The organism is Desulfosarcina sp., from assembly GCF_033791525.1.
In the GTDB taxonomy this organism is placed as follows: domain Bacteria; phylum Desulfobacterota; class Desulfobacteria; order Desulfobacterales; family Desulfosarcinaceae; genus Desulfosarcina.
Map to the genome: position 1 here is coordinate 1 of NZ_JASJGN010000329.1, position 7,584 is coordinate 7,584.

Sequence of the window (7,584 nt, forward strand, 5' to 3'; positions counted from 1 at the left end):
ATCCATTTTATCCACAGTGCGCAGGGACTTCCCATCGAAGGTCCTTGAATTGGCCTGACTGTCAGGGTATCGTTAACCGATTCTGAACCAATCATGGGATATAGGCAAAAAGGATCCGATGCCCCCCGACCTTCTTTCCCCCAAGCGCCGTCTGTTTCTTATTCTGGCCACCCTGCTGGCCCTGTTTCTTGCTGCCCTGGACACGCTGATCATGAGCGCGGTCATGCCCACCATCGTGGCCGATTTGGGAGGCCTGCACCTTTACAGCTGGGTTTTTTCGACCTACCTGCTCAGCCGGGCCGTCGCCCTGCCGGTGTTCGGCAAACTGGCTGACCTGTTTCCCAACCGCACCCTTTACCTGGTTTCCATTTTCATTTTTTTGGTTGGGTCCGTGCTGGCAGGCATGGCCCAGAGCATGATGGCGCTGACGGTGTTCCGGGCCATTCAAGGCATCGGGGCCGGCGGCAACTTCGCCCTGGTATACATTGTCCTGGCGGATATTTCCGAGCCGGAAAACCGCGGCAGGATGATGTCCTATGCCAGTTTTGTCTGGGGGCTGGCCAGTGTGTTGGGGCCATCCCTGGGCGGCTTTATCGTCAGCTGGGTCTCCTGGCGCTGGATTTTTTACATCAACGTGCCCATCGGCCTGCTTTCGATGGTCGGTATCTGGTTCTTCCTAAAGGAAACCCGGGACAAGCATGAAGTCATCGAGATCGACTATGCCGGCATCATCACCCTGGTAGTGGCCATTCTCTCCTTTCTTACCGCCTTTTTACTGGGTGGGCGGGAATACAGCTGGACATCGCTGCCGATCCTGGGGCTGTTCGTCCTGTTCGCCCTGTCTGCCATGGGCTTCTACGTGGCCGAAAAACGCAGCAATGAACCCATTCTCTGCTTCGATTTCTTCCGAATGAGAGGGTTTTCCTCCGCTAACGGACTGGTGTTTTTCAGCAGCGTGGCGATCTTTTCACTTTCCGCCTTCAGCCCGCTGTTCATCCAGGGCGCCCTGGGCCAGTCGCCCTTTCAGCTGGGCATTGTCATGATGTTTCTCAGCTTTGGCTGGTCGGCCGGCGCCCTGTTTTGCGGGAGGCAATCCAACCGCTGGGGCGAAAAGCCCTTTTCTCTGGCCGGCGGCCTGATCCTGATCGTCGGTTGCGTGATGGCCGTGCGTTTCTCGGCGGGCACCAGCCTGTGGGCATGTGCCGCTGCCATGGGGCTGGCCGGTGTGGGTATGGGGTTCACTTCCATTGCCACCCTGCTGGTCGTCCAGAACAGCGTCGAAAAGACGGATCTGGGCGTGGCCACGTCATCCCACCAGTTCACCCGCACCCTCGGGGGGACCGTGGGTATCGGCATTTGCGGCAGTTTGGTCACCTCCCGATTCGCTCAGGTGGCCGACACGCTCAATGAATCGGCGTTGCAGGGTAGAATAAGTCCTGCGGTGATGGACCAGATCCGGCAGAACTTCGAGAATTTCTTTCGCCCGGATGTCCAGCAACAATTGCTGCCGGACGTCCAGACGGCATTGCACCAGGCTATCGGCAGCTGCGTCATCGACGTTTTCTGGCTGGCGCTGATCGCTGCCGTAATTTGTCTGATTTTCGGCCTGTTCCTGCCGCCAAAAACTGCTGGCGAGAATAAATAGCCAGGCTGCGAAGAAACTCTCAAGTGCGATGAAACGGTTTCTTTACAAAAGGCGCATTCTTCGCATAGAATACGATTAACAGACTGTTGAACAAGTCACCCCCTCAACCCGTTAACCGATCAATCATTGCTGTTATGGCTGCGTTTGATGATAGTCCGACACCGGCATCCCATCCTGCGGTGTCCGGTTCTAAAAGATAATTTTCATTCGTATTGATGACCCCATCAAGCGAGGTGACCATGAAACGTATGGCCATTGTCATTGGACTGGTCCTGTTCTTTCTATTGAGCATGGCCACCGCTTCGGGACCCGCCCGCATGGTGCTGGTACTGGACGGTTCAGGCTCCATGTGGGGCCAGATCGACGGACAGGCCAAAATCGCCATCGCCAAGACGGTCATGGCCGATCTCATCGACCAGATCCCCGACGATTTCCAGACCGGCCTGATCGTATACGGCCACCGGCGCAAAGGCGACTGCGACGATATCGAAATGTTGATACCGGTGGGGCCCCATGACCCGGCTGCCATGAAAACGCGCGTACAGGCCATCAGCCCCAAGGGCAAGACACCCTTGAGCGAAGCCGTGCGCCAGGCAGCCCAGGCCCTGCGCTACGGGGAGGAGCGGGCCACGGTGGTGTTGGTGAGCGACGGCCTGGAAACCTGCGACGTGGATCCCTGCGCATTGGCGGCCGAACTGGCCATGAGCGGTGTGGATTTCACCGTGCATGTGATCGGCTTCGACATCAGCCAGGAGGACCAGGCCCGCCTGCGCTGCCTGGCCGACAAGACCGGTGGGCTGTTTCTGGCGGCCGGCAGCGCAGGTGCCCTGCGCGATGCCTTGTTTGTAGCCGTGGAGAAGGTCAAGGAGCCGCCATCGCCGGTGGTGGAGGACCCGGGCACGGCCACCCTCAGCGCACCGCCGTCGGTGCCGGCGGGATCGGATTTCAAGGTGCAGTGGGAAGGGCCGGATAGCCGCAACGACTATATCGCCTTGTACCGAAAGACCAAACATGAACCGCAGCGGGTCGATTATACCTATACCAAAAAGGGCAATCCGGCCCAATTCGTGGCCCCGGGGCAAGTGGGTAATTATGATCTGGGGTACGTGCATGCCCATACCCGCAAAGTGATCGGGCGCACCGATATTGAGGTGACGCCGGTCCAGGCCAACTTGCAGGCACCGGCATCGGTGGATGTGGCTGTTGACTTCGAAGTGAAGTGGGAAGGGCCCAACTACAAGAGTGACTACATCGCCATCGCCCGACCCGATCAGAACCCGGGCAGTCAAGTTTACTACACCTACACGAAGCGGGGCAACCCGTTGAAGCTGCGGGCGCCATCCGATCCGGGCACCTATGAGATCCGCTACATGCTGGCCCGGGGCAGCCAAATGCTGGCCAAAACCACTATTGAAATCACAGGAGTGGGGGCATCGCTGGATGCACCGCCCGTAGCCGACGTGGCTACTGATTTCGAAGTCAGCTGGCAGGGGCCAAACAGCAAGGGAGACTACATTGCCATTTCGCGTCCGGACCAGAATCCGGGCAGCCAGATTAATTATACCTATACCAACCGCGGCAATCCGGTGAAGCTGCAGGCGCCGTCGGATCCAGGGACCTACGAGATTCGCTACATCCTGGGACGCGGCAGCAAACTGCTGGCCAAGACCTCCATCGAAATCAAAGCCGTCACCGCACAGGTGCAGGGGCCGGCCTCGGCCAGCGTGGCCACAGACTTCGAGGTCAGCTGGCAGGGACCGGACAGCAAGTCGGACTACGTCGCCATCGCCCGGCCCGACCAGAACTCGGGCAGCCAGGTCACTTATACCTATACCAAGCGGGGCAATCCCGTGAAGCTCCAGGCACCCTCCGACCCGGGCACCTACGAAATCCGCTACATCCTGGGACGCGGCAACAAACTACTGGCCAAAACCACCATCGAAATCAAAGCGGTCACGGCTAAAATAAACGCACCGGTATCGGCCGACATGGGCACGGACTTTGAGGTGAATTGGCAGGGACCGGACAGCAAGTCGGACTACATCGCCATCGCCCGGCCCGATCAAAAGCCCGGTAGCCAAATCAATTATACCTATACCAGCCGCGGCAATCCCGTGAAGCTCCAGGCACCCTCCGACCCGGGCACCTACGAAATTCGCTACATCCTGGGACGCGGCAACAAATTACTGGCCAAAACCACCATCGAAATCAAGGCGGTCACGGCCAAAATCAACGCACCGGCATCGGCCAAGGCAGGTGGAACTTTTGAGGTGGGCTGGCAGGGACCGGACAGCAAGTCGGACTACATCGCCATCACCCGGCCCGATCAAAAGCCCGGCAGCCAAGTCAATTATACCTATACCAAGCGGGGCAACCCTGCCAAGATGAAAGCACCCAAGGAACCGGGGATCTATGAAGTGCGCTACATCCTGGGTCGCGGCAATAAGCTGCTGGCCAAGACCACCATAGATATCAAGCCATAGAACCGGCGGAACGACACGGCGACGGCATTCGTTTCTTTTGAAAATGCTTGACAGGTAAAAAAGGGGGCTGTACTTTCTTCTGACTGATGCGCATGAAAGGAATTGACCTGATGCTCCGCTTTAGCAACGGCAGATTTTCTTACTTTTATTTCTTTTTTAGCAAGGGTCTGCCCGGTGCGCGCTGAATGTCCTGAGAACTCCAACAGACAAACCAAGCCGCGGGCAGACCAAAACCCCGCGGCTTTCGCTTTTTAAGGCCGTGGAGAAAATCTCCCCGGCCTTTCGTTTGTTGGAGTAACCGCCTCTAACCGATCAGCCAAGAAAGTGACTGCAACCACCATGGCAGACAGTGAAAAACCACCGGCTTGTACGATGGCTACCGACATCTGCGATATCCGTGAGCAGATCGACAACATCGACGACACCATCCTGGAGCTGGTCAACCGGCGTCTCAACCTGGCCAAGCGGATCGGAGATCTAAAAAAGGACAGCGGCAACCGGGTGGTGGACAGCACCCGGGAAAGCGAAATTCTCAGACGCCTGACCGCCCTGAACAAGGGGCCGCTGAACCCCAACGTCCTGCACCACATCTTCATCGACATCATCGCTGCCGCGCGTGCCATCCAAGCCTCCCAGCGGGTGGCCTACCTCGGTCCCGAGGCCACCTTCACCCATCTGGCGGCCACGAGCCACTTCGGCTACTCGGTTACCTACGTTCCCCAGCCCAGCATCCGGGAGATTTTCAGCGAGGTTGAAAAAGGGGCCTGTGACTACGGGGTGGTGCCGGTGGAAAACTCCGTGGAAGGATCGGTGCGCCACACCCTGGATCTTTTTTTCGAATCAGACCTGTGTATCTGCGCCGAGCGTTACCAGCAGGTCTCCTATGATCTGTTGGCCCAGGAGATCGGCCTGGGCGCAGTCAAGGCCGTCTACGCGCATTCCCAGGCCCTGAACCAGTGCCGCACCTGGCTCAACCAGTACCTTCCCGGAGCGGAATTGAAAGAGTGTAGTTCCAGCGCCTTCGCCGTGGGACGGGCGGCGGCGGAAAAGGGGGTGGCTGCCATTGCCGGCGGCGGTGCGGCGGCGATCTTCGGGTTGGAAGCGGCGGCCTCCAAGATCGAGGATTTTTCCCGTCCGCCCACGCGTTTTCTTGTGATCGGCAAGGAGAAGGTGCGGCCGTCGGGTAAGGACAAGACCTCGTTGATGTTCGCCCTGGCCCATGTTCCCGGTGCCCTGGCCGGCGCGCTGGCGCCCATTACCGAAGCCGGCATCAATCTGGTTAAGATCGAGTCCCGCCCGACGCGACACGAGAGCTGGAGTCATTTCTTTTTTGTCGACCTGGAAGGGCACCTTGATGATGGCAGCATCCAAGAGGCCATCGCGTTGATCCAGCCCCACGCCCTTTATCTGAAAAACCTGGGGTCCTATCCCATGGTCGGTGTAGGGGTGTAGACCATGGTCTCGGAATCCGGTATGCGATGCATCGATTCGAACACCCGCCTCTACGCGGTCATGGGGAACCCGGTGGGCCACAGCCTCAGCCCGGTCATGCACAATGCGGCCTTTCGTCAGACCGGCCATAACGGGGTTTACGTGGCCTTACCTGTCATGGATCTGTCCGGAGCCGTTGCCGGGATCCGGGCACTGAGTATCCGGGGCTGCAGCGTGACCATTCCCCACAAGGTCGCGGTCATGGATCTTCTGGACCATGTGGATCCCGTGGCCAGGCGGATCGGCGCCGTCAACACCATCGTCAACGAAGACGGTCGGCTTTGCGGGTTCAATTCGGACAGTCCCGGTGCCCTGGCGGCGCTTCTGGAAAAAACACCCGTTTCCAAAAGGCGGGTGGCGGTGATTGGGGCCGGTGGCGCGGCCCGGGCGCTGGCTCATGGGGTCAAGGCCCATGGCGGGCGGTTGACCATAGTCAACCGCAGCGAAGAGAAGGGGCGCAGACTGGCCATTGGGTTGGAGAGCGATTTCTGCCCCCTTGTCGATTTTTCGGGGGTCGGTTACGATATTTTGATCAACTCCACCTCAGTGGGTATGGTCCCCCAGGCAGATCAGATGCCCGTTTCCCATGCCTGTCTGCGGCCCGGCATGACGGTGATGGACATTGTCTATAATCCACTGGAGACCCGGCTGCTCAGCGCGGCGAGGGAAGCCGGCTGTACGGTGGTGGACGGAGTCGCCATGTTTGTGCACCAGGGTGCCATTCAGTTCGAGCGCTGGACCGGTAAGAAGGCACCGGTGCAGTTGATGAAAAAAACGGTCCTCGCTGCTTTGGGAAAAAAAACAGCCGAGAAGGAAGCCGACCGTCATGATTGAAATCAAACCCCATCGCATCGGCCGTTTTCAAGTCAGCGTACCGGGGTCCAAGAGTTACACCCACCGGACCTTTATTGCTGCGGCCCTTTCGGATGGTTTCTGCACAGTGAGCAACGCGCTGCGCAGTCAGGACACCCAGCTGACCCTGGCTGCGCTGGAGAAGATGGGGGTGGGGGTCGCCGACCATCGGCAGACCATATCCATCAGCGGGTTACACGGCCGGCTCAAACCCTGCCGTGAGGCTATCTACCTGGCCAATTCCGGTACCTCTATGCGACTGCTGGCCGGTGTGGCCGCCCTGGGAGAGGGGATTTATACTTTCACGGGTACCCCGCGCATGTACCATCGGCCGATTGCCCATCTTGTGGCGGCGTTGAACCAACTGGGCATCGGTGCCCGGTCGGTGAACGGCAACGACTGTCCACCGGTGGAGATACCGGGCGGTCAGGCAACGGGCGGTTCGGTTGCCATCAACTGCAGCGTGAGCAGCCAGTTTCTCTCATCTCTGCTGCTTATGGCGCCGTGCACCCCAAAGGGCATGTCCATCACGGTCTCCCATGGCCTGGTGTCCCGGCCTTACGTGGATATGACCGTGGAAATTTTGAGACGATTCGGCATCCGGGTCGAGCGCGACGGATACACCCGTTTTGATGTAACTGGCAACCAAGCCTATCGAGCCGGCGACTATGCGGTGGAGCCGGATGCCTCCCAGGCGGGATACTTCTGGGGGGCGGCCGCCATCACCGGCGGCAGTGTCACTGTCAACGGGGTGTCGGTCGATTCCACCCAGGGAGATGTTGGACTGGTCCGGGTTTTTGAGCAGATGGGTTGCCGGGTGGACCGTGGATCAGATGGCATTACGGTAACCGGCGGCGACCTTCGGGCCATTGCGGTGGATATGGCCGACATGCCTGACATGGTGCCCACCCTGGCGGTGGTAGCGGCATTTGCAGACGGCACGACGGTTATTGAAAATGTCTCTCACCTCAAGGCCAAGGAGAGCGACCGCCTGGCTTCCACCTGCGCCGAACTTAAGAAGATGGGCATTGTGGCTGTTGCTGAAAATGACCGGCTCCTGGTGACGGGAGGCGCGCCCCGCGGCGCATCGATCGAAACATATGATGACCACCG

General features: G+C 59.1%; 5 protein-coding genes. All 5 read left to right on the forward strand.

Annotation, left to right across the window (positions count from 1 at the left end):
- Nucleotides 1–118: 118 nt before the first annotated feature.
- Entirely contained in the window at nt 119–1,645 is a 1,527-nt protein-coding gene (locus tag QNK41_RS16345; protein WP_319258822.1) for an MDR family MFS transporter, read from the forward strand.
- 248 nt (nt 1,646–1,893) lie between these two features.
- Entirely contained in the window at nt 1,894–4,128 is a 2,235-nt protein-coding gene (locus QNK41_RS16350; RefSeq protein ID WP_319258824.1) for a vWA domain-containing protein, read from the forward strand.
- Between the two features lie 339 nt (nt 4,129–4,467).
- Nucleotides 4,468–5,580, forward strand: coding sequence for a prephenate dehydratase (gene pheA / locus QNK41_RS16355; RefSeq protein ID WP_319258826.1), 1,113 nt, complete (start codon nt 4,468–4,470; stop codon nt 5,578–5,580).
- A gap of 3 nt (nt 5,581–5,583) precedes the next feature.
- Nucleotides 5,584–6,453 carry a shikimate dehydrogenase gene (locus tag QNK41_RS16360; protein WP_319258828.1) on the forward strand — a complete coding sequence of 290 codons (870 nt, stop codon included), beginning with the start codon at nt 5,584–5,586 and terminating at the stop codon, nt 6,451–6,453.
- Nucleotides 6,446–7,584, forward strand: a 1,139-nt coding sequence (gene aroA / locus QNK41_RS16365; RefSeq protein ID WP_319258830.1) for a 3-phosphoshikimate 1-carboxyvinyltransferase, incomplete at its 3' end; no start/stop codon positions are given. The genes QNK41_RS16360 and aroA, both read left to right, overlap by 8 nt.

Bases quoted from the DNA above. Each gene is read 5' to 3' on its own strand.
- QNK41_RS16345 (WP_319258822.1), top strand. From the start codon at position 119: ATGCCCCCCGACCTTCTTTCCCCCAAGCGCCGTCTGTTTCTTATTCTG.
- QNK41_RS16350 (WP_319258824.1), top strand. From the start codon at position 1,894: ATGGCCATTGTCATTGGACTGGTCCTGTTCTTTCTATTGAGCATGGCC.
- pheA (WP_319258826.1), top strand. From the start codon at position 4,468: ATGGCAGACAGTGAAAAACCACCGGCTTGTACGATGGCTACCGACATC.
- QNK41_RS16360 (WP_319258828.1), top strand. From the start codon at position 5,584: ATGGTCTCGGAATCCGGTATGCGATGCATCGATTCGAACACCCGCCTC.